Raw genomic sequence first — 23,129 nt, forward strand, 5'->3', positions numbered from 1 at the left:
GCCGGCGACCCTGACACAGCGGCGTCATGTCGGTGAATGATCTGCGCACCAACCCGATTCCCCGACCCTACGTTCTGGCTGAACCTCGCCAATGCGAAGTGCGAGGGACCGCTCCGGTCCGTTCCAGCCTGACGCATCAGGAGCCCGCCGGCGCCGCGACGGCCAGAGCGGTGCACCAGCCGGATCCCCCCATCGATCGGGATCGGAAGCCCTGCCTCGTCCAAGCCGATGCGGCGCGAGTAGAACGGCCGAAGATTGCCGCTCTCTCGCCCCGTCTCGAACAGGCCGGCACCTTCGAGAAAGAACTGGCGGCGTTCGGGAAACAGCGTCGAGAATCGACTGAGATTTACGACCTGCCGGTCGACATCGGCCTCGGCAAAGTCCGTGTTAACCGTAAGATCGACCACCGTGTTCGGTGTGACCGCCCATTTGAGGTCGCCACCAAGCTCGGGGTCGGTGGCGTCGACCGCACCACTCGGCAGCTGGGTACGACGGTAACGACCTGTGGCGTATGGCTGCAGCCGAATGTTGCGAGAAGGTGGCGGCGGTTCGAGCCCCTCGAGCCGGCCGGCATACTCCATTCGCATGTTCGTTGCTGCCCGCGGCCAGGGAGACCACCCGGACTGTTCGTTGATCCGACGGGCGATCCGAACAAAGTTGACCCCCCAGGCATTCGCCTGCGGTCGGTAGCGCAGCGTCGACCAGGGAATCGCGAACTCCGCCGTCCAGCCGGAATCGCTCACCTCGGTTCTGACGCGCCACGACGCCGACCAGTCGCGGTCAAACAAGTTGTCGTCGAAGGCGAGCAAATCGCGCTGCACCCCGTGCGGGTTGGTCTGAAACCCAACCGCGTTACGCCGATCGAGAAACGGGTCGAGCGTGATTCCGAACAGGTCGTTCGAGAAGAAGTCGAAATCGCGATCGAGGCTGACGACCCGCACCCCCGCACGACCCATCGAATCGCGCGCAGTCGCGCCGACATAGAGGTATCGGTCGTCAAACAGAATCCGCACCTCAGTATCGAGGCTGGCCGGCGCACCGTGCGCCGGGTCGACCTGACGAAAGCCCGACACCGGGCTGGCAAGGTGCCAGGCCGCATCGTCCAAGCGACCATCGACCCGAATCGGAGTAGTCGCCCGCTCCGCACGAATGGTCATGGCTGCAGCCGAATCCGCACTCTGCGCCGCCGCAGCCCGACTGCCCGTCACCAGCAACCCGACAGCCAGCACCCCCACCCCGCACCGCGACCGCACGATCATCCCGCGACCTGATATCGCCTGAGTCGCGGCGCGGCATACAGCGCGAGCAGCACCGTCGGCAGAAGCAGGACGAGGAGCGCGACCCCCACTCGACCGAGAACGGCACTGTGGGATTCCTCCGTGTACGCAAAGCGCGGAATCGCCGGATAGATCGATGCATCCAGCCACTCACGCCGGAAGGCCCGCGGAATGAAGAACTCCTGCCACGTCTCGTGGTAGCTCGCCACCTGATCCCGCCAGTGCCGATACCGGGCCGGGCCGGTGCCGGCCAGGTCGGCAAGGGCAAAGGACGCCACCAGGGCCGGACTCGCAAGCTGGTACCGAGCGGCAAGCGCATGCTGCCGCCCGAGTTGCTCGTCGAATCGATCGGCCAGGGGCGCCAGCTGTCGGTCGACCTCCTCCTGAACAGCATAGGTGCGCGACATGAAATCGGCCGTCGTCACCGTTCCCGTCGGAGCGAGGTCTGGGTGGTCCCCGTATACCTGCGCCAAGAGCTGCGCGCCCCGGGCACTCGCGTCGTTCGACGCGGTCCGCATCGCACCGATCAGTTCGACCCGCGATGGCATCGGGTGCAGGGTGTTGACGAGGGTGCCTGCAACGGCGGGAACGACGACAACGAGCAGAAGCCAGACGCCGGCGAGAATGGTGGCGTTGGCCGCCGACGATCGCGGCACGGCATTAACGACGACGGACACCGCGAACCAGAACGCACCATACGCCGCGAGCACGAGAAACCAGAGCCCGAGTTTCGCGGGCGCCATGCCGGCCAGCGCACCAGTGAGTAGCAGGCCGAGCAGCGTCACGAGCATCGCCAGGCCGAGAATGAAGCCACCCCGGACCACCACCTTGGCGCCAAGGTGCGAGGCCAGCGACACCGGCTGCGCCGCGATCATTCCAAGCGTTCCGCTCTCCCGCTCAGCGGCAAGGAGATTGAAGCCGAGCGCCAGGATGAATAGCGGAAAGAGATAGACGACGACGAAGGCGAGGTCGAAGCGTCCTTCGAGCAGGTTGGAAGGATTTTCGAGCTCCTGAGCGGCCGCCAGCGTCAACTTGCTCCGCATTGTGACGCGGAGGTACTGCGGCAGCAGGTCGGTCTGGCCGACCGCGAGCGGAGCCAGCGCCTGCGGGCGCAGGGTCGCAAACTGAGCGCCATCGATATTGCCGACACTCGCGGGACTGCGGGGGTCGCGGCCAAAGGCAGCCGGCGGTGGCGCGTCGGCCGGAATCGAGTCGAGCGCACCAGCAAGCTGGGTCAGGCGGCGGTGGCTGTCCGTCTCCACGGAATCGAGCACCGTCCCCTGCGATCGAACCCAGCCCACCCCATTGCCCACCGCGTACAGGATCAGCAGCCCAAAGATGATCGATACCAGCCAGACGGTCCGATCCGCCGTGAGCGATCGCCATTCATGGCGAACCATTCGCCCGAAGACGCCCTTCATACCCGGACCCTCCGCGCGCCGACCAACGCGAGGCCGATTCCAAACACCAGCCACCCCCCGAGCGCCGCGAGGTCACGACCATGGTGCGCCAGCACGAAGCCGATCTGAGGAGTCTGATAGTCGAAGGGCTCGACCGATGCCCAGAGCGCGTGGTCACCGGTATACTGGAACCCGGCCGCTTTGCCGTGCTCAGCGAGATCCTCGTTCATCACCCGAACGAGGTGGCGGCGGTACTGCTCAGCCGCCGCGGCAAACTCTCGATGGTGGTAGAAGTCGGTGCCGGCGAATCCCTGCGATAAGGCACGCACCGCCACAAAGGGAAAGGCAAACCCGAAGGTGCTCCGCGCCCGATCCTGTCGGGTGTAGGTTGCCCACAGGCGGCCGTAGTTGCGATCGAAGACCGCGTCACTCCAGCGCTCGCTGGCATCGAGACTCATTCCAGCGAAGTTGACCGGAAGGTCCGCAATGCTGTCGACCCGATAGCGCGCCAACACCTCCCGCTGATACGCTTCCTGATACTCGGCATAGGTCCGGCCGGTCGAATCGGCGCGCTGCTCGGCAGCCAGCCTACGCTGGAACTCGAGCGCCGTCGGCGTCGGATGAAGCCGCCGTACGAGGTCCGTCGCTGCCCTCGGTGCCAGCAGGCTGTTGACCATCCAGAGACCGAGCAGCGTGATCAGCGCTGCCCGAGTTGTCGGCGCCCACGCCGACACCGCGAACGACAGGGTAATCCAGACGACGAAGTACCCGAGATACACGCCCGCCAGCAGGAGAAATCGGGTCCCGCTCCCCGCGCCATCCGTTCCGATCAGCAGGGCCGCGACGCCGATCAGCGTTGCCGGAACGAGCAACAGCATCAGCGCGGCACCCAAGCCGAGCATCTTGCCGATCGCCAGGTCGCGACTCCGAGCGCCGACGCTCAAGAGCTGTCGTAAGGTCCCCTGCTCCCGCTCGCCGGCAATCGTGCCAGCCGCGAGCACCACGATCAGGAGCGGAACGAGTACCTGCAACACGCCGGCCGCCGTCAGAGCCCCGAATCGCGAGAGAGCGGTTCCGTCGGCAGCCGGGCGGTGGGTGAAGTCGTTCTGAATGTGCGCCTCCAGGTACGCCAGCACACCCGCATACGGATCGATGCCGTCATCGACGAAGGCAAGCGGCGTCTTCGGCTTGAAAGCATAGACTCCGTAGTGTGCAGCCGAGTGTGGGTTTTTGGCCGGCTGATTGACCCAGTGCGACCGCGTCAGATCTGCCGCTGCTTTCCGCTCGGCCTGGGCAGACGATGCCGCCCGCCAGCCCACCGCCAGCGCAGCCAACAGGAGAATGAGCACAGTCGCTGCCGCCACACGGAAACGACCATCGCGAGCCATCTCACGGATCTCTTTCCTGACGATTGCTCCGATCATGGCTAGTCCCTCATGTGCTGGAGGTAGAGTTGCTCGAGGTCGGCGTGCCCGATCTCATTCGCAGCCACGGTGCTGACGAGCCGACCCTGTTTCATGATGCCCAGCCGATGACCCGACTCTTTCGCGCGGAAGAGATCGTGCGTTGCCATCAGGACCGCGACCCCCTGCCCGCTCAACAGGCCAAGCAGGGCCGAGAACTCGTTCGAGGCCTTGGGATCGAGCCCGCTGGTTGGCTCGTCGAGCAGCAGGGCCTTGGCCTTCTTGGCAATCGCGATGGCAATGCCGACCTTCTGCCGCATGCCCTTCGAGTACCCCCCGACCCGCCGCCGGGCCGCGTCCTCGTCCAGCCCCACGTGCTGGAGGAAGTTGAGAAGTTCCGTCTCCGTGTATCCGGATTGTCCGCCAAGCACCGAGAAGTACTCGAGATTCTCGAGGCCGCTCAGGTGCCGATACAGGGTGACCTGCTCCGGGATGTAGGCCAGCATTCGTTTCGTCTCGAGGGGTCGTTCCGAGGCGACGACACCATCGATCCGCGCAACTCCGCCCGAAGGTTCGACGAAGTTGAGAAACAGATTGATGGTCGTCGTCTTACCGGCGCCGTTGGCACCTAGGAGGCAGAAGATCTCACCAGGGCGAACCGTCAGGTTCAACGGGTGGAGTGCCACGGTGCCGTTGTACGACTTCGTGAGATTGATCGCTTCGAGCATGCGGTTGTTCCCCCCGGGTAGACCGGTGGATAGCGGAGGACACGCCACGATGCGAACAACGGGGCGCTGCGGCAGCTGGCCGCAATCTGCTGATGTGAAGAGGTGCTACAGAGTGGCGGGAGGACCGCGGGCAGGTGCAGCGAGCACACGGTACGAACGGCTGGACGTCGAACCCGTCAGCCCAACCTCAAACCGCTGGACCATGCCCTCAGTGAAGGCGTAGGAAGATCCTGGTAGTGCAACGCCCAGCGCATGACCAGCGACGCACACCGCACAGTGGTGGCCGGTCGACAGATCGTGAGCACGGTGCACAGATCCCGCAGTGGCCGACCAGCCGAACGCAACCAACAGGACGAGCCGAATCGCTAACGCGATTCGACGCAGCCTGGAGAGTCGCATCCGACGGTGGTACGCTGGAACCATGAAGCAAGCCTGCTTCGAGAATGATATTGCGTTATTGATACTGAAAAGAAAGGCCCGTGTCAATAGTGCGGGCGCGCAACCGCAGGTGGTGCCCTGTGGAGAGACGGGGACTACCGAAGAGAAGTCACCGAATCCCGGGAGACCGGCTCGAGCACCATTTGTCCAGAGTCTGGATGTCGCCGGAGGAGATACACCCCACCGGTGCCGCCCGATCGGACCGCCGCAGCACTCCGCTCCTGCAGATCGCGCACGAAGGTGAGGTCAGGTCGACGCGAGAGCAGCGCCGGCGGAAAGACGGCAAACCCCGCACGATCCTCGTTGAACCGCGCGATACACCGCGCCCCGTACTGCGCCCCGGGCAAGGCCCGCTCGGTCGTGTCCGGCGAAAGCGGCGACGCGATCAGACGCGCGGAGTCCGCCTGCAGCGGCGCCAGGCGCGCCAGCGCCACTGCTGGAGCGACCTGCGCCGCGTCGAGGTCCCGGATGACCCCGTCGAGTACGCAGGTATCGATGTTGCGATACAGCCGCTCCGCATCCGGACGGGATACGCCAAGCGCCCAGAGCCGAGCCAGAGTCTGCGCGCCCCAGCTCTCCCGAACGAGAATCGTGGCGTTGCTGACTCCGGCCGCCGCCGCCAGCGCATCCGGATTCCAGCGCATCGACTGCATCGCATGGCTGTGCTGCGTTGCCCGCACCGGTACCCCGGTCAGCCCGGCTAGAATCACCGCCAGGCCGAGACCGAACCCAACCCCTCGCACGGCGCGCCCCTGGCCGACCCACCCCTCGATCAGGCCAGGCAGCCGGGCGGTCCAGAGCGCCGCCACAGGGGCGAGGGTGGCCATGAAGCGCGGGCCGAGATAGAAACCGTCGAACCAGTAGGCAAAGTAGAGCACGAGAACCCCGCTCACTGCCGCGAGCAGATACCGGTCTGGCGACGCGAGCCGAGGCGCCAGCGCCAGCGCAACGAGCGCCGGCAACAGCGAGGGAATCGGAAACTCGAAGAGGTAGACGTTGAGTCGGTAGAGATAGACCGACAGCAGCTCGAACCCGCGCAGCACCGTATGGTCAGGACCCCACGGCGCCGGATGAAAGCCCAGCCCGACGTTCGGACCCCACATGAGCGCATACGCCGACCGAAACGGCGATCCGGTGGTCTCGAGCTGCACCCAGCCGGCCACGAGCAGCGGCACGAGCCCCGCCACAATGGCAACCCCGATACTGCGTACCAGGCGTCGGTCGGACCGCGCTTTGATCAGAAGCCAGATGCCGGCAGGTGCGCCCCAAGCCAGCGCATCAGCAGGACGCACGATCGCGGCAAAACCGAACGCAGCCCCTGCCAGCAAGCCCGGCATGACCCTGCCCGGCGCCGCCAGCATTCCAAAGAGACCGACCGCGCCGAACAGCACCGCCATCAGCACTGTCGTATGGTTCATGTGGGAGCCGGCGAGAAACGCCGGCATCGGCGCAAAGGCAAAGAGGAGGAGTGCGCCGGCGCGAACCGATGGCCGGGACTCGACCTGTCGCAGGAGCAGGCCCCAGGCCGTCACCGCCATACCACCCGCAATCGGTACCGCCAGCCAGGGCGCCCGCACCAGCTCACCAAGCACGAGCCAGAGCGGTCCGCCCGGCGGAAAGTGCCCGAACCGACGGCCCTCGTGCTCGACGAGATGCATGATGCTCGTCAGCGCGGCATCATCGGGCACCGGTAACCAGGTGCGCCCAGCGATGTACATGCGCGCCTGGTACGCCTGCACGACCTCATCGATATGGAGCGGCAGGCCATCGAACACGACGCGGGCGATCACCACATAAACGACCGTTGCCACAGCACCAACGCCCAGCAGGACCGGGGCCGAGACCGGATCGAGCTGCCGAAGGGCACGGCCCAGGGCCCCAGGGTTCCAGAGCCAGGGCAGGCGCTCCGACAGCATTGCGAGAACGATCCCACCGCCAACAACGATGGCCCCTCCGGACAGCCAACCGCCCGCAGTGTCGGCGTACCCGGCATTGGCCGGACCGCCCGACACGAGGTCGGCAATCGGGAGCAGGCTGGCCACCCCGATCAGCACGACGACGACGCGCCGGATCGAGGCGGCAGACATCACGGCGTGTCCGCCGGCCGTTTTCTGGGAGGAAAGAGATTGAAGCGAACGATATGAAAGAAGGCGGCAACCCCGTCTTTCCAGCCGATCTTCTTGCCTTCTTCATAGGTGCGGCCGGAGTACGAGATCTGAATCTCCCAGATCCGCGCCTTGGCCTGTGCCAACCGCGCCGTGAGCTCCGGCTCGAACCCGAAGCGATCGGTCGTCAGGATCAACGACTTCATGATCGGCGCCCGCACCATCTTATAGCAGGTCTCCATGTCCGTAAGATTGAGATTCGTGAACATGTTGGAGACCAACGTGAGCAACTGGTTGCCGATCGAGTGCCAGAAGTACAAGACGCGCCGCTCGCCGCCCAGGAAGCGGGACCCGAACACCGCATCCGCCTTTCCCTCCAGGATCGGGCTCAACAGTCGACCAAACTCGGCCGGGTCGTACTCGAGGTCGGCATCCTGGATCACAATGACGTCGCCCGTCGCATGCTTGATGCCGGTGCGAATCGCGTAGCCCTTGCCACGGTTGACCGGCTGGTGCACCAGCACGTCGACCAACCCCTGCGCTTTGAGCTCATCGAGGATTTCGCTGCTGCCGTCGGTGGAGCGATCGTTGACGGCAATGATCTCCATCGGCAGGGGAATGGCGTGGAGTCGATCGATGATGATACGCAGCGTGGCCTTCTCGTTGTAGACCGGAACGATCACGCTGAGCTTCGGCAGTTCGTTCATGCCGGACTCCCGATTGCAATCAATGACTGACCGAACGGAAGCGGCAGGTACCGCTCCAGCCGGAGCAACGGTACCAGCCGGTCGAAGCGCTCCAGCTGACCGAGCGGAATCCGACTCACCTTGCGGATCCGACCGTTGAACCACCAGCCCGCCACCCCGACCCGATTCCACCACGCCATGTGGTCCACGCGAAAACCGGCCCGTCGAAAGACCTCGGCCAAACCTCGCTTGCCGTAGCGGCGGAAGTGCCCCAGCTCGCGATCCATCTCGCCGTATATGGCTTGGAGCGCAGGCACCAGGATGACGATCCGACCCCCGGGCACCAGCATGCCGCGCATAGTCTGGAGTGCGCCGATGTCGTCTTCGATGTGCTCGACGACGTTGAGCGCCACGATCGTGTCGAGTCGATCATCGCGAAAGCGTGCTGCCGCGTCGGGATCAGGCAGCATCAGCGAGTCGACCCGCACCTCCGGTCGGTCCGCAAACCTGGACGCCAACTGCTCGCGATACCACGGGTCCATGTCGGTCAGCACCAGGCGATCGACGCCGCGCTTGAGCATCTGCTCCGACATGTTCCCGATCCCCGAACCAACCTCGAGCACGCTCCGACCCAGGTACGGCGCAATCGCGTCGTACATCCAGGTGTTGTAGTTCGGAGCCGCCGCCATGATCTCGAGCGTCTCCGCACCGGCCTGGTCGCCGGGTGCAAGCCGCTCAGGCACTGGCGCTCTGCTCCTCATAGCGCGATAGCTTGCGATAGAGCGTCGACGGGTCGATCCCCAATACCTCAGCAGCGCGAGTCTTGTTGCCGCCCTCGGACTGCAGCACCCACATGATATAGGCGCGCTCCACGATCTCGAGCGACGGATTGGGCGAGGAACGCTCCGCAATCAGCGGCTCACGGCGCCGGCGGGTGATCCGCTCGGGCAGAGCCGTCGGATCGATCACATCTCCCTTGGACAACACCACGGCATGTTCGAGTGCGTTCTGCAACTCCCGAACGTTGCCAGGCCAGTCGTAGACCATCACGGCATCCAGCGCTTCAGAGGACAAGGCTCTCGGGTTGTCGCTCCGCTCGACGCTCAAATCCTGGAGGAAGGCGTCGATCAGCAGGATCAGATCGTCACGCCGCTCCCGCAAGGCGGGCAAGTCGAGCGCAATCACGTTGAGGCGATAGAACAGGTCCGATCGAAAGTGACCGCGCCGGACCTCTTCCTCGAGATCCCGATTGGTGGCGGCCACAATCCGGACGTCGACCGGGATTGCCTCGGTGGCGCCGACAGGAATGACCTCCCGCTCCTGCAGCACGCGCAGCAACTTGATCTGGAGTGAGGGCGGCATTTCGCCGACTTCGTCCATGAAGAACGTTCCACCCCTCGCCGCGGCAAAGAGGCCCTGCTTGTCACGCACCGCGCCGGTAAATGAGCCCTTCACATGGCCGAACAGTTCGCTCTCGAGCAGGTTCTCCGGCAAGGCGCCGCAGTTGATCGAGAGGAATGGCCCATCGGCACGAGTCGACAGGTTGTGGATGTAGCGGGCCAGCACCTCTTTACCCGTGCCGCTCTCACCCTGGATCAGCACCGTCGAATCCGTTGGCGCCACCACCTCGGCCAAACGCAGCACGTCGAGAAACCGGCGCGACTTGCCGATCGGGCGCGACACCGACGGGCGGTCGTTGCCGCGACGCCGGATGTCCTGACGGAGCAGGCGGTTCTCGACACGCACCTGGCGGAACTCACACGCGCGTCGCAAGATGGCCAACAGCTCGTCGTTGGAAAACGGCTTCTGGATATAGTAGAACGCCCCGGCATTGACTGCCGCGACTGCCGTCTGCAGCGATGCCTGCGCGGTCATCAGGATGACCGGTGTCATGGCATCCTGATCCTTGGCGGCCTGCAGGATGTCGAGCCCGCTGACCTGAGGCATCCGGACGTCCGTCAGGACGATGTCATGATTGCCGGCCCGGATCTGCTCCAGGCCAGCCTTACCGCCCTGCGCCGTGGTAATCTCGAATCCCTCTTTGCGAAGCAGAATCCGAAGAGTGTCCAGGATTCCGGATTCGTCGTCCACAATCAGGATCGAGGGTTGCTGACTCATGCCGCGTCCTCCATCGTCATCTTCGCGTGCAGCAAAATGGTAAATGTGGTGCCCTGTCCAGACTCCGAGTCGACCAGCACGAGACCACGATGCGATTCGACGGCGCGCTGAACGATTGCTAGGCCGAGTCCGCTGCCGCCCGGACGCCCCGAGGCAAAGGGCTCGAACAGGCGATCCCGAATTTCCGGATCGATCCCGGGCCCGTTGTCCGACACCCGAAGTCGTACCGCCTGCTCGAACTCCGACCCGCTGGGCAATTCCCCCGAGGGCGGTACATCGATCGTCACCTCGACCCGACCGGGCCCGTGCAATGCCTGGACGGCATTTAGCATCAGGTTCCAGACGATCCGATGCACCAGGTCTTCGTCCGCTTGCACCAGCACCGGTCCGCCAGTGACGATCAGCTCGACGCCGGAACCGAAGTCGGGATGCTCCCGAACCAACCGCGCCGCATCCGTCGTAACCGCAAGTAAGTTGACCATTCGAAAATGGCTGGCCCGCACCCGGGAAAAGTCCAGAAACTCGCCCAGCAACCGACTCAGGCGATCGCTCTCCCGCAACACCAGATCACCGAGGATCCGCTCGTCCGGGTCGGCGCTCCCGGACCGAACCAGCTGCTCGACAGCGCTCCGGATCGATGCCAGCGGATTCCGAATCTCGTGCGCCAGCGATGCCGACAACGCGGCCACCGCCTCCAACCGCTCGGCCCGCAGGTGGAGCTCACGGAGGTGCTGCGCATCCGAGATGTCCGTAAAAATCGCCGTCACCGACGGAACTGTCTCGGACTCACGCCGGAACGTGGTGGTGCTCAGCCCGATCGGAAACGCCCGGCCACTCGGCCGCCGAACCTGGCCCTCCGCACGCGGCACCCGCCGCCCGGTCTCGATCCCTGCCGTCACCGCCTGGTGAAGCTCGGGGGCACGCTCTTCCAACGTCTCCAGTATCGGCCGGCCCAGCCAATCTTCTGAGAGATCGAGAATCGCCTCCGCCGTCGGGTTAATGAAGGCCAGTTCGCCCCGCCCGTTCACGGTCAGCACCCCGGACCGGATGTTCCGGAGAATCTCGTCGGCCTGAAACCGAACCTGCTCCAGCTCACTCTCGAGCTGGGTCTGCTCTTCGGCCACTCGGCGGAGCCGCTGGCCGAGGAACGTGACGAAGACGAAGACGAGGGTGAAAACCAGGACCTGGCCCCAGAGCCCGGGGGCGGTGGCGCGCTCCGGATAGGCCCAGCTCGCGTTGGCCAGGAACAGGACCGACCCGAACACCGCCATCACGATCCCGGACCTGAGCGGCATCATCAGGCCGTACATCGCGATCACCAGCACATAAAGGGCTGCCCAGCCGCTCTGCTCCGCACCGGCAAAGTGAACCAGCGCCGTAACCAGGAGCAGATCCATCGCGGCCTGCGTCTGCAGGAACCCGAGCCCGGGCCGGCCTCGCCTAACGAAAACCACATACGCGGCATAGCCGGTTACCGCCAACGCCAGCAGCACCGTAATGACGGCAAGGAACGCAACGTATCGCGCGGCATCCCCGTCGACCGACTCGGGCGCTCGCGAAAAGGCGAGTGCCGCCTGAACCAGCGTCAGCACCGCCAGCACGGTCCGCCCAACCAGCAGCCAGCGCACCAGAACCGGAAAGCCGGGCAGGCTCACGCGAGCGTCGACCAGAACCTCGTCGGACCGGTCAGACGCGCGTGTCTGGAAGACTGGCTCCGAAGGTCCCCGTTGGGTCATATCCGCATTCGGATTCGGTGGCAACCTGCTAAGTTAATAGGAACGCCAGGGCGGGCACGAGGCAGCAAGGTGACAAAACGGCCGACAACGAGCGCACTAGAACCCGAACCCCCTGCGCCAGGCGGGGTCCGGCTCGACCTCTGGCTCTGGGCCGCACGATTCTACAAGACCAGGACGCTCGCAGCCGCAGCCGTGGATGGTGGCAAGGTCGAGCTCAACGAGTCTCCGGCAAAGCGCAGCAAGCTGGTCCGCGTCGGCGATCGGATCAGTCTCCGCAACGGCCCCTATCGCCACGACCTCGAGGTCAAAGGGCTGGCCGAACGCCGCGGATCTGCCAGCGTGGCGGCCACCCTGTATCTCGAAACGCCGGAAAGCCTGGCCGCGCGCCAGACCGTTGCCGACCGGCTCCGCCTGCAGAACCCCATTTTCTACGACGGAGCCGGGCGGCCAACCAAGAAGCAGCGTCGTGCCATCGAACGATGGAAGGGGCGGGAATAGCTCCCGCCCGACCGCTAGGTCCGCGAGTACGTCAAACCGTGGCGATGAGCCACCTCGAACGCCACCACCATCGCCGGCACGACGACCACCCCGGGGAGCAGGTTCGCACGCAACTCCGCGTCGATGGCAGCGGCGTTCCCGCCGCTGCCCGCCAAGCGGCTTACCCAGACCCGCAGCGCGTTGTTGCACAAGAGGAAGGTCGCCCCGCGGCTGTGCAGGCTCGCAATGTTGGCGTCCCTGAAGTAGCCGTTCATGAAGACCGGATCACCCTCGGCGGGTCGGTTGAACCAGTTCCGGACCAGCGGTTGCTTGGTAGCCGGATCCTCGATCCCAAGCGCGGCCCCGGCGTTGTACTTGGCCCACATGGCATCGTTCCAAGCCAGCGGGACCGTCCCCCCATAGAACGTCCCGACCACGCTGATGTCGGAGCCCGGCACCTGGTAGACCGATTTGAGGGTCTCGATGAAGTTGTGCATGTGGATCAGCGGCAAGCCCCCGCCATGGGCATTGAAGTCGAAGAGCTGCCGATGGCTGCCTTTGACACCGAGAACCCAGCGATCCGCCTCATGCACCTTCGGCTGCTGCGCGCCGACCGGGTCGGCCGCTACCGCCCCCGCAGCGAGAGTACCCAGTCCGGCCAGAAACCCTCGTCGCTTGATCCGTTCGAACAGCATCGGTTCCTCCTTCGCGCCGCGGCGCGTGCTAACGACCGGCCGGCGCTCTGCCGGCCTTGGTCGGATATGCTACATCCGGGGGAGGATCTCCCTTGGGCCAGTCCTCGGCCTTACGCGCAAAGTCGGGCCGAGATCGGGACACCATGTACCCCGCAATGTCGAACGCCTCCTGGTCGCTCAGCGACCCCTTGGCGTCAAAAGGCATATTAGCCCGAAGGAAGGCGGCTGCCGTGCGAAGCCGCGCCATACCCGCGCCGATCGAATAGGACTCGGCACCCCAGAGCGGCGGATAGTACGCCGGGAAGCTGTCTGGATGCGGGTTGACCATGCCCTCCCCATTGGCCCCGTGACAGCGGGCGCACTGCTGGACATACAACAGGCGGCCGCGTACGGTATCGGGTACCAGTGGCTCCAATTGACGGAACCCCTGCCCCGGAACCTCCCCCGGCGGAGCAACGTCGCGTGAGAGGAATGCCATATATGCGATGATATCGGTCATATCCCGACCATCCCGAGGTAGACCCTTCCCCACCAGGCTTCGCTCGAAGCAGTCGTTGATCCGGTCCTCGATCAGATTGACCTTGGCGTTCCGAGACCGGTACTGGGGGAACCTGCTGTAGATCCCGACCCAGGGCGCTGCATGGGGAAGCGTCCCGTTCTCGAGGTGGCAGCTGGTGCAGTTGAGGCGGTTCCCGACGTAGTCGGGGAGGCTGTCGCGCGTCGAGGCCAGGATGGCCCGGCCCCGCCGAATCGAGACGCCAACCGGTCCCTCGGGAATCTCGGCATCGGTGGGGACCCGGAAGGCGAGCGCCTCCGCTACCGGTGGAGCCGCTTCGGGAGGCGACCCGCACGCCGCCAGCCCCGCCAGGACGAGACAGAATGTGGTTCGGCGCATGCATTCAAGCTACGGACCGCTCGAGGACCGCACAACTGCGGCGTCAGCGAGAATGACTGTAGATCAGATCGATCAGCTCGTCGTACATCGCATCGGCTTTGGCGCCGTCGGCGCGGATCGCATGCGTGGCGCAGTGCCGGAGATGGTTCCGCATCAGCTCGCGACCCACCGACCGGAGCGCCTCATGCACCGACGCAATCTGCGTCATGATGTCGGCGCAGTATCGCTCCTCCTCGACCATCCGGGCCAAACCGCGGACCTGCCCTTCGATCCGCCGCAGCCGCTTGAGGTTGCGCATCTTGCGTTCGGGGTCGACCGCGATGGCCTTGCGCCCGTCGCCGGGCTGCGCCGCACAGCCGCATTCGGCTGCCTCGATTGGTTCCGTCATGCCACCGCTCCTTCAGGTACCCTCCGGCTGCGCGGCCACCAGCCCCGCAGCCGGAGGGAATTGGACACCACGCTCACCGACGACAATGCCATCGCGGCACTCGCAATGATCGGACTGAGCTGCAGCCCGAATACCGGGTAGAGGACTCCGGCCGCAATCGGAATACCGACCACATTGTAGATGAACGCCCAGAACAGGTTCTCACGCATCGTCCGCACCGTCCGCCGCGACAACGCCACCGCATCCGCAACGGCGTCGAGGTCGGCGCGCATCAGAGTCATGTCGCCGGCCTCGATGGCAATGTCGGTTCCCGACCCCATCACGAGCCCGACATCGGCCTGGACCAGCGCGGGCGCATCGTTGATGCCGTCGCCCACCATGGCCACCACCCGACCCGCCCGCTGACGCCGCGAGACCTCCTCGATCTTCTGATCCGGCAAACGATCGGCCATCACGTCGTCGATCCCAACCTGAGCGGCTACCGCACGCGCCGTTCGCTCCGCATCGCCCGTCAGCATCACGACCTCGAGGCCCATGCCCCGAAGCCGCTCAACCGCAGCGCGTGAGCTCTCGCGCGGTCGATCGGCGACGGCAATCAGCCCCACCAACTGCCCGTCGACGGCGACATAGCTCACCGTGGCGCCCTGCCCGGCCAGGAGGGCCGCATCCTCACCGAGCGGGGCGACCCGCAAGCCGTAGTCGTCCATCAGCTTCGCATTCCCCACCGCCACGGCGCGACCATCGACCAGCCCCACCGCGCCCTTCCCGGCAATCGCCTCGAACTGCTCCGCACCTGCGAGCACCCGACCGCCAGCCTCGGCGTGGCGAACGATCGCCTCGCCCAGCGGATGCTCGGATCCCTTCTCGAGCGCAGCCGCCATGGTCAGGACCTCATCCTCGCTCCCGGCCTCGGCCGCCACCACCGCCGCGACATCGGGACGGCCCTGCGTAATCGTCCCGGTCTTGTCGAGAATCACCGTGTCGAGCGCCTGCGCCCGTTCGAGCGCCTCGCCCCCTTTGATGAGCACCCCAAGCTCAGCACCCTTGCCGGTAGCAACCATCACGGCTGTCGGAACCGCCAGTCCCATGGCGCAGGGGCAGGCAATGATCAGCACCGAGATGGCTGCAGTCATGGCCCGCACAAATGCCGCGTCGTCGACCAGTACGAACCAGGCGACGAAGGTGACGACGGCAATTGCCACGACAACAGGTACGAAGACGGCACTGATCCGGTCGGCCAAACGCTGAATCGGGGCCCGCGTTGCCTGCGCATCCCGCATCAGCTTGACGATTCGCGCCAGCACCGTGGCCGATCCGATCGCCGTCGTTTCGAGGGTGACACTGCCCGTCCGGTTGATGGTTCCCCCGATCATCGACTCGCCCGGACCGCGCGACACCGGCAACGGTTCACCCGTGACCATCGACTCGTCGACCGCAGTCGTGCCCGATCGAATCACACCATCGACCGGCACCCGCTCGCCGGGACGAATGACGACCCGATCGCCGACGACGACCTGATCGAGAGGAACTTCGATTTCGAGCCCATTGCGAATTACCCGGGCCTGCTTGGGACTGAGATCGATCAGGCTGCGAATGGCGCGACCGGTTTGCCGCTTGGCGCGCGCTTCGAGCGCCTGCCCGGCCAGCAGAAAGCCGAGAATCAGGATCACGGCTTCGTAGTAGACGTCGGCCATCAGGCCGCGCGTCAGGTAGACGTCGGGGGCCACCGTCGCAACCAGACTGAGCAGAAACGCCGCCCCGGTGCCCAGCGCCACCAGGGTGTTCATGTTGGCGGTCCGGTGGCGCAGTGCCGTCCAGGCTCGGGTGTAGAAGTGACGTCCTGCCCAGGCCACTACCGGCACGGTCATGCCCAGCAGGCTCCAGCGAAGCAGGTCGGCCGGGGCGGCATAAAGCGCCGGAAACCACGCCGCCAGCGGCCCCCCGATGACCCGGTCGGCCCACGCCATGATCGGGTCGACGGCGCCGTGGTGCCCGCCCGTCGCCATCAACGGCATCGATACCAGCATCGCAATTGCGCCAAGCGCGAGACTGATCAGTGCCTTGGTGCGGTAGGACCGGTACTCGCGGTCCTGGGCATGGTCGAGCGCCCGTTCGGCCGCCTCTGCCGTCTCGTCGACCGCCGGCAGCGTCGCGCCATAGCCGGAAGCCTCGATGACCTCGATCAACCGGTTCGGGGAGACGGCGGCCGGGTCGAACTGCACGGTCGCGGCGTGGGTCATCAGGTTGACCGAGGCCGATTCGACCCCAGGAGTCCGGTCGAGCGACCGCTGAACCCGCCCCTGACAGGCCGCGCAGGTCATGCCTTGAACGGAAAGAGTGACAGTGTCAGACATGATCGAACGATAGCATACCCCCCTACCCTATACAACCCCTGGCAAAACGAAGGGCGGGCTCGCAAGGAACCCGCCCATAGGACGACTAAAACTGAATCGAAATGCCGCCGCTCAACAGAATGTCATGACGCAACTTCTTGCCGAGCCCGAAATCCGCGCTGTACAGAAAGTCTTCCGCGTCGCCACGGAGGGCGACATTCTGCCCGACGTTGAGACGAAGGGTGGCTCCGGCCACGCCGCCCACGTAGGAGTCTTTCTCATTGGCCGCGGTGACCGACTTCCCGAACATCACGAGAGCCGGCCCGCCCCCGATGGCCAGACCGAGCAGCGAACTCTTCGGCGTCAGGTTGAGCATCAACTTGCCGCCACCTGCCCCGAAATAGGTGCCCCGGGCAAACTGCCCCCCATTGTTGAGGGTCACCCGCATCCGGGCCTGCGAGAACGCCCCAACCGCCTCAAAACCGAGGAGGCCGCCGGACCAGTAGCCCAGGCGCCCACCAAAGGCGAGCGAGCCGCGCCGTACCGCCTCCCGAGACCCTTCGCGACCGTTCACGTCCAGCGGCGCATAGAGCCCGGCAAAGCCGTTGAGTTCGACACCCTTGTTCTGCGCGGCGGCCGGCGCCGCCATGACCAGTCCGATCACGATTGCGAGACTGGCCCGCACGGATCGGTTGTTGCTCGCCCCCATGGACTCTCCCCCTCTGACTGTTTCGATGACCCGCCGTTTTCCCCGGCTGGAAGATAAGACCCGCGCTACCCGGCGCGCACTGCCAGCGTACGCCTACTTCGCAGGCAAGAAGGCGGCCAGATGCCTCAGTGGCACCCGTTGACAAACGGGGCGTCGGATCGTATCGTGTGCCTCCCCGTGAAACCAGCCCCGATGGTCGGGCGCACGGACAACGAGGTTTGACTTGTGACGCAGATCACCATGTCGAGAGACAGCTTCAACCCAGACGCTCGCCGGACCCGGATACCGGGCAGCTTGGCGCGTTTGGAATCCCGGTGGAGGCCTCGTCACAGTTAGCATTGCCATCGCTACGCTGTGTTCGATGCCCCACCTCGCATCCCGATCGAGGTGGGGCGTTTCGTTATTGCGGAGGAGGAGACTCGATGAGCGAGTCCAACGAGAAGATCGACCATGAGGTATCCGACTCGTCCGATCTCGACCACTTCGAGGTCGAGACCCGGGGACCGAGCTGGTTGGTGAGCACGGCCATGGCGCGGCACATCGAAACGCAGCTCGATGCCACCCCGCCGGCTGACTGGATCACCTTCGTCGATCTTTCGGGCGCCCGGATCCGAGTCCGAGCCCGGGCCATCTGGTCGATCAGCCAGAGTACGGAAGCACAACGCGCCGACAGCCACGCCCGCTGGAAGCGCTTGCGAGAGGAACAACGGGCGCGGGGCGAAGACGGCGACGACCGGCTCGATCTCTGATCGGATGGCAGTGCCGAACGTCGGCTGCGCACCGACGCCCGAACAGCACAGGAAGTGAGCTGCATCATGTTGAAGCCAACCATCTATCTCCCGTCCCGCCGGCTGATCCTGAGCCCGGCCCCGACGGCTGGGAACGCCGCACCGGCGCCGGTGCGGGAATCCGGCGATGGTGGACACCGGACCGCGGGGGAGCCCACCTCCCCCGCCACGGCCGCACTGACCGAGGTCTGACGATGCAGATTTTTGGTGCCCACGACGAAAGGACGCTGGCCCAGATCGCGGATGTCGCCTCCCGCGCGGAGCGGGTTGCCCTGATGGCTGACGGACACGTCGGCTATGTGATGCCGATCGGCGGTGTCGCAGCGTACCAGAACCAGGTGTCGGTGGTCGGCGTGGGGTTCGACATCGCCTGCGGCAACGCAGCAATCCGTACCGACCGCCGCCTGGAAGATCTCGATCCGGACTCGGCCCGCCAGCCGGCAGTGCTTGCTGCGCTGGCGGACGCCATCGCGGAGACGGTGAGTTTCGGGGTCGGCCGCAAGAATCGGGCGGACGATGCGCCGGTGGACCATCCGCTCTTCGAGGACGAAGGATGGGAGGCCGTCCCCGCCCAGCATCGTGACGCCCTGCGCGAGAAGGCCAGGCGCCAGCTCGGCACCGTGGGCAGCGGCAACCACTACGTCGACGTCTTCGTCGACGAAAGCGATGCCATCTGGGTTGGGGTCCACTTCGGCAGCCGAGGCTTCGGCCATACCGTAGCGTCCGGGTTCCTGGCATTGGGACAGAACGAGGCATGGGGTGCGCGGGTCCCCGAACGCGAAGTCCTGCTCGACCTGTCGAGCCCGATCGGCCACGACTACTGGGCCCTGATGACGTTGGCAGGCCGGTACGCCTATGCCGGCCGCGAGTGGGTGGCACGCAAGGTCGTGTCCCTGCTCGGTGGGCAGGAGCTGGAGCTGGTCCACAACCACCACAACTTTGCCTGGCGCGAGGAACATGGCGGGCGGGCGCTGGTGGTGATCCGAAAGGGCGCAACCCCGGCGTTCCCGGGTCAGGCCGGCTTCGTCGGCGGCTCGATGGGCGACAATGCCGTGATCGTTCGCGGGCGAGCCACCGACGATGAACGGGTCCAGGCGTTGCAGGCCGCCGCCCTCTTTTCGACCGTCCACGGCGCAGGGCGGGTCATGTCACGGTCTCAGGCAGCAGGCAAGCGCGACCGAAAGGGGAAAGTCCTTCGCCCCGGACTGGTCACGCCGTCGATGCTGCACGGCTGGGTGCGCGAGAAAGGGGTGGTCCTGCGAGGAGGCGGCCTGGACGAGAGCCCGCACGCCTATCGGCGCCTGCCTGAAGTGCTCGCTGCGCAAGGAGAGACGATCGACATCCGGCACGAACTCCGACCCCTGATCGTCGTGATGGCCGGCGCCGACGAGGTCGATCCCTACAAAGACTGACCCGAATCCGGCCGGCCGACGAGCATACCTCGCTAGCCGCGCCGGATCAGCACCACGCCAACCACCAGGAGCAGCGCCCCGGCAATCCGCATCGGCGAGACCTGTGCCACCGGAAACCCGAGCCACCCGAAGTGATCGAGTGCCAGGGCCGCCAGGAGCTGCCCCGTGACGACCAGTGCCATCAACGTGGCTGCACCAAGTCTGGGCGCCAGCACGATCATCCCGAGCACATAGACGGCACCGATCACCCCGCCCATGAACATCCATGAAGGGGTTCGGCCCAGCGCGGCCAGCGTCGGGGCGCGGGCCCCCGACAGTAACGACGCCCCCGCCACGGCAAAGACGACGGCCGTACCGATGACAAAGTTGACGACCGTCGCATGCAGCGGACTGCCAAGCGCCGTCCGCAGGGAGGTATTGACCCCGGTCTGCACGGACAGGCCAATCCCGAGCAAGAGGGCCACAATGATGCCGAGGACGACCATTGATGACTCGTGGCGGAGGACACCCCGAAGCTGGGAGACCAGGCCGCGAAGCGCAACAGCCGCCCCCCAACCCGCCGGGCGACCTGCGGAGTTCGCGGTGCCGCGTGCTAGCTGGATCCTTGCGCCTCGGCCGACCCGCCGAGGACGGGAGCCGGCTCCGCCAGAAGACCCTCGAGATCGAGCGGGCGGGAGTACATGCCTAACGCACCGTCCGGACCGCGCGGCCAGGCCTCCTGCGCCCGGTCCCAGTAGAGTTCGATACCGTTCTGATCCGGATCGCGCAGGTAGAGAGCCTCGCTGACACCGTGATCGCTGGCGCCGTCGAGCTCGATCCGCGCCGCGATGAGACGCCGCAGCGCATCGGCCAGCGCGGCACGGGTCGGGTAGCGGATTGCCACATGAAAGAGTCCGGTCGTCCCTGCTGCCGGCGGAGGGCCGCCCCGGCTTTCCCAGGTATTGAGGCCGATATGGTGGTGGTACCCGCCCGCCGAGACGAATGCGGCCTGGCTGCCATAGCGCTGCGTCAGCTCGAAGCCGAGCACCCCGATGTAGAATCCGAGTGCTCGTTCGAGATCAGCAACTTTGAGATGGACGTGCCCGATGTCGGTGCCAGGTGGAATCGGACCGAAGGCGGGGTTCGAGACAGGATCGGATGCAGGTGCCATCCCAAATTGTACCCGAACCCCTCAGGGCCGGAAAGACGTGCTTTACGCGCCGGTCTGGGCGGACCGTTCCGCAGCGAGCTGACCCTGCCGCCGCCCGAGCCAGAGCGCCAGGCTGCCCCAGACCAGCGCCAGCGGCACCGCCACCGACGCGAGGCCGGCCAGGCCCATGCCCAGCTTGCCCAGGAAACTCTCGGTCCAGGCGCCAATCACGTCACCACCGCGATAGACGAAGGTGTCGGTAAAGGCCTTCGACTTGTACTTCTCCTCCCGGCTCACGACCGTAAACAGTGTCTCACGACCAGGACGGGCCACCGCCCGCTGCAGCGCCTTGAAGATGGCGTCGAAGATCGCGATGGCCGCAAGCGAGCCGATGATTGCCAACCCGATGAAGCCCATCGCAACGACGAACGGCAGGAGCGCGAGCGCCGTGGCTACGCCGAGACGCTTCATGAGATGACCGGCAACGACTGCCTGGAGCACCAGCGTCGTCACCTGGGTCAGGAGGTCGAGCTGGGCGAACAGCCCTGTACGGGTATCCAGGTCCGTTCCCATTGCCGCCACCATCTGCAGGCGGGTGACGTAAATGAAGGTGCTCAGAATCGTCATCATCAGGACGAACCCGGAGATGCCGAGCAGATACTTCGAGCGGAAGACGGCACGGACACCCTCCCACGCCTTTCCGCCGATGACCGTCTGCTCATCTACCGGGGGCGCGACGCGCTCGCCAGGTGCGGCCTCCGACTTGAGGCGGGCCACCACGCCCGCCGCCCCGATGGCAAGAATCAGGAAACCGGCCGAGACGAGCAGCAGAGCCGGCGTGCCGAGGGGCTTGGCCAGCAGGCTCGCGAGCCAGGGGCCGAAGATGGCCCCGAGCGTGCCGCCGACCGCAATGACACCGAAGATCCGCTTGCTCTGCTCGAGCGAGAAGCGGTCGGCCATCAGCGCCCAGAACACCATCGTCGCGAACAGATTGAAGACGCTGAACCAGACGTAGAATACCTGGCCCGAACGCTCGCCGACCGCCTGCGGTGTCAGAGTGAGGAGGAGATAAAACCCGACCAGACTGAGCGCGAAGAATCCGTAAGTGATGCCAACGAAGACGAGGCGGCGGAACCGACTGACCAGGAAGCCGAATGCCGGCGTCACGAAGAAGGTGACCACCGCGGTCCCGATGAAGAGCCAGCGGATGGCATCCATGCCGCGCTGCATGCCCAGCGCGTCCCGCGCCGGCCGCAGCAGCATCAGCGCTGTCAGAACACAGAAGAAATAGAAGGCCGCCGCCAGAATCGGCGCGACTTCCTCCCGGCGGACATTGAAAAACCGCTGCAATAATCCTGTCATGCCCCCGCCTCGTAGAGAGTACGCTGCTTACTTCTTCGTCGATCGTGCATGCGCGGCTGCCAGAAGCTTCTGCTCCTGCTCGGCGGTCAGGCCGGCCAAGAGCTTCGCTTGCCGAGCAGCCGGCAGCGTTTTGAACCAGTGGAGCGTGTCCCGCGCGGTGTCGGCAAAGGGCCGGAAGGTGAGCCCCGCCGCAAAAGCGCGATCCCGCTTGAAGTGTGACGCCTGTGCAAAAGGACCCTCGGTCCAGAACCAGGGAAAGAGCCCGAGCGGGTTGATGCCCTGCTGATTGACGATGGCGCCATCGACCCACGTAAGCTTGACCGCCGAACTCGTGACGGCGCGGCAGCCATAGATCATCTCGGCCATGGTAAACGTCTCGAGCGGACCGAGCGCGTTGTAGGGTCCCGTCACCTTGTTCTCGACCAGCCGAACACACCACTCCGAGAGATCGCGCGCGTCGATGTACAGCACCGGATCGCTCGGCGTGCCCGGCACCGGCACCTCGCCTCCGCGGTCGATCCGCACCGGGAAATAGGTAAAGCGGTCGGTCGGATCGCCAGGCCCGACGATCAGGCCGGGGCGGACCAGAGTCGCGTTGCCCGGATAGGATTCGAGCACCGCCTTCTCACAGAGAGCTTTCAGCGGCCCGTAGTGCTTCCGAGTGTCCTCACTGCCCGGCTCCGTGAGGGGCGACTGAGGGGCATCTTCGCCCACTCCGCCGGCGGGCCACTTGCCCGAGTACCACGCGTCGTAGATCCCGGCCGTGGACACGAAGAGGTACTGACCGACATTGCCCTTCAGCAACTGCGCCGAGTCGCGAACGTGGCGCGGGACGTAGCCGGAATTGTCGATCACCGCGTCCCACGACTTGCCCTTGAGCGCGTCGAGCTTGCCATCCCGGTCGCCGATCAGTTGCTCGACCCCGGGAAAGAGATCGGGATTGGTTCGGCCACGGTTGAAGATGGTAACTCGATGACCCCGCTCGACTGCATAACGGACCTGATAGGGGCCGATGAACCCGGTGCCGCCGAGAATCAGGATGCGCATCGG

At 65.6% G+C, this 23,129-nt stretch carries 22 protein-coding genes; 4 read left to right on the top strand and 18 right to left on the bottom strand.

Features of this window, described 5'->3' with window-relative positions:
* The 9 genes from KF785_13650 to KF785_13690 all read right to left on the bottom strand — a co-directional run.
* The coding region (locus KF785_13650) for a carbohydrate binding family 9 domain-containing protein (GenBank protein MBX3147806.1) at positions 1-1,259 on the bottom strand (1,259 nt) is incomplete at its 3' end.
* Positions 1,256-2,698 (bottom strand): DUF3526 domain-containing protein, encoded by a 1,443-nt coding sequence (locus KF785_13655; protein MBX3147807.1) that lies wholly within the window; start codon positions 2,696-2,698, stop codon positions 1,256-1,258. The genes KF785_13650 and KF785_13655, both read right to left, overlap by 4 nt.
* Complete coding sequence (locus KF785_13660) at positions 2,695-4,101, bottom strand: DUF3526 domain-containing protein (protein MBX3147808.1); 1,407 nt, start codon at positions 4,099-4,101, stop codon at positions 2,695-2,697. Before KF785_13660 ends, KF785_13655 begins: the two co-directional genes overlap by 4 nt.
* A gap of 2 nt (positions 4,102-4,103) precedes the next feature.
* Entirely contained in the window at positions 4,104-4,808 is a 705-nt protein-coding gene (locus tag KF785_13665) for an ABC transporter ATP-binding protein (GenBank protein MBX3147809.1), read from the bottom strand.
* A gap of 533 nt (positions 4,809-5,341) precedes the next feature.
* Positions 5,342-7,333, bottom strand: a complete 1,992-nt coding sequence (locus KF785_13670; protein MBX3147810.1) for a hypothetical protein — start codon at positions 7,331-7,333, stop codon at positions 5,342-5,344.
* Positions 7,333-8,058, bottom strand: coding sequence for a glycosyltransferase family 2 protein (locus KF785_13675; GenBank protein MBX3147811.1), 726 nt, complete (start codon positions 8,056-8,058; stop codon positions 7,333-7,335). Before KF785_13675 ends, KF785_13670 begins: the two co-directional genes overlap by 1 nt.
* Entirely contained in the window at positions 8,055-8,780 is a 726-nt protein-coding gene (locus KF785_13680) for a class I SAM-dependent methyltransferase (GenBank protein ID MBX3147812.1), read from the bottom strand. The genes KF785_13675 and KF785_13680 overlap by 4 nt, the downstream gene beginning before the upstream one ends.
* Positions 8,773-10,155 carry a sigma-54-dependent Fis family transcriptional regulator gene (locus KF785_13685; GenBank protein MBX3147813.1) on the bottom strand — a complete coding sequence of 461 codons (1,383 nt, stop codon included), beginning with the start codon at positions 10,153-10,155 and terminating at the stop codon, positions 8,773-8,775. The genes KF785_13680 and KF785_13685 overlap by 8 nt, the downstream gene beginning before the upstream one ends.
* Positions 10,152-11,810, bottom strand: coding sequence for a PAS domain-containing protein (locus tag KF785_13690; GenBank protein MBX3147814.1), 1,659 nt, complete (start codon positions 11,808-11,810; stop codon positions 10,152-10,154). Before KF785_13690 ends, KF785_13685 begins: the two co-directional genes overlap by 4 nt.
* Before the next feature lie 150 nt (positions 11,811-11,960).
* Here KF785_13690 and KF785_13695 point away from each other — a divergent pair, with 150 nt between their 5' ends.
* Positions 11,961-12,389: an RNA-binding S4 domain-containing protein gene (locus KF785_13695; protein MBX3147815.1), complete on the top strand. Its 429-nt coding sequence runs from the start codon at positions 11,961-11,963 to the stop codon at positions 12,387-12,389.
* A 14-nt stretch (positions 12,390-12,403) separates the two neighbouring features.
* Here KF785_13695 and KF785_13700 read toward each other — a convergent pair whose 3' ends face one another.
* From KF785_13700 to KF785_13720, 5 genes are all read right to left on the bottom strand, one after another.
* Positions 12,404-13,063, bottom strand: a complete 660-nt coding sequence (locus KF785_13700; protein ID MBX3147816.1) for a hypothetical protein — start codon at positions 13,061-13,063, stop codon at positions 12,404-12,406.
* Between the two features lie 28 nt (positions 13,064-13,091).
* Positions 13,092-13,958 (bottom strand): c-type cytochrome, encoded by an 867-nt coding sequence (locus tag KF785_13705; GenBank protein MBX3147817.1) that lies wholly within the window; start codon positions 13,956-13,958, stop codon positions 13,092-13,094.
* A 43-nt stretch (positions 13,959-14,001) separates the two neighbouring features.
* Positions 14,002-14,256, bottom strand: coding sequence for a metal-sensitive transcriptional regulator (locus tag KF785_13710; protein ID MBX3147818.1), 255 nt, complete (start codon positions 14,254-14,256; stop codon positions 14,002-14,004).
* An 86-nt stretch (positions 14,257-14,342) separates the two neighbouring features.
* Positions 14,343-16,700 (bottom strand): copper-translocating P-type ATPase, encoded by a 2,358-nt coding sequence (locus KF785_13715; GenBank protein ID MBX3147819.1) that lies wholly within the window; start codon positions 16,698-16,700, stop codon positions 14,343-14,345.
* An 85-nt stretch (positions 16,701-16,785) separates the two neighbouring features.
* Positions 16,786-17,388 carry a hypothetical protein gene (locus KF785_13720; protein MBX3147820.1) on the bottom strand — a complete coding sequence of 201 codons (603 nt, stop codon included), beginning with the start codon at positions 17,386-17,388 and terminating at the stop codon, positions 16,786-16,788.
* A 422-nt stretch (positions 17,389-17,810) separates the two neighbouring features.
* Between KF785_13720 and KF785_13725 the strand changes: the two genes are divergently transcribed.
* The 3 genes from KF785_13725 to KF785_13735 all read left to right on the top strand — a co-directional run bounded on the left by KF785_13725 (position 17,811) and on the right by KF785_13735 (position 19,588).
* The gene (locus tag KF785_13725) at positions 17,811-18,137 is read left to right on the top strand and encodes a hypothetical protein (protein MBX3147821.1); all 327 of its coding nucleotides are present in this window, start codon (positions 17,811-17,813) and stop codon (positions 18,135-18,137) included.
* Between the two features lie 66 nt (positions 18,138-18,203).
* Positions 18,204-18,368 (top strand): hypothetical protein, encoded by a 165-nt coding sequence (locus tag KF785_13730; protein MBX3147822.1) that lies wholly within the window; start codon positions 18,204-18,206, stop codon positions 18,366-18,368.
* 2 nt (positions 18,369-18,370) lie between these two features.
* Positions 18,371-19,588, top strand: coding sequence for an RtcB family protein (locus KF785_13735; GenBank protein ID MBX3147823.1), 1,218 nt, complete (start codon positions 18,371-18,373; stop codon positions 19,586-19,588).
* A gap of 32 nt (positions 19,589-19,620) precedes the next feature.
* Here KF785_13735 and KF785_13740 read toward each other — a convergent pair whose 3' ends face one another.
* The 4 genes from KF785_13740 to KF785_13755 form a co-directional block, all read right to left on the bottom strand.
* The gene (locus tag KF785_13740; GenBank protein MBX3147824.1) at positions 19,621-20,073 is read right to left on the bottom strand and encodes a DMT family transporter; all 453 of its coding nucleotides are present in this window, start codon (positions 20,071-20,073) and stop codon (positions 19,621-19,623) included.
* 107 nt (positions 20,074-20,180) lie between these two features.
* A complete protein-coding gene (locus tag KF785_13745; protein MBX3147825.1) occupies positions 20,181-20,738 on the bottom strand; it encodes a VOC family protein in 558 nt (185 codons plus the stop codon).
* Between the two features lie 42 nt (positions 20,739-20,780).
* Positions 20,781-22,079, bottom strand: coding sequence for an MFS transporter (locus KF785_13750; protein MBX3147826.1), 1,299 nt, complete (start codon positions 22,077-22,079; stop codon positions 20,781-20,783).
* Positions 22,080-22,106: 27 nt separating this feature from the next.
* Complete coding sequence (locus tag KF785_13755; GenBank protein ID MBX3147827.1) at positions 22,107-23,126, bottom strand: SDR family oxidoreductase; 1,020 nt, start codon at positions 23,124-23,126, stop codon at positions 22,107-22,109.
* Between the last annotated feature and the right edge of the window lie 3 nt (positions 23,127-23,129).

The sequence above is a fragment of the Gemmatimonadales bacterium genome, assembly GCA_019637315.1.
Taxonomy (GTDB): domain Bacteria; phylum Gemmatimonadota; class Gemmatimonadetes; order Gemmatimonadales; family GWC2-71-9; genus SHZU01.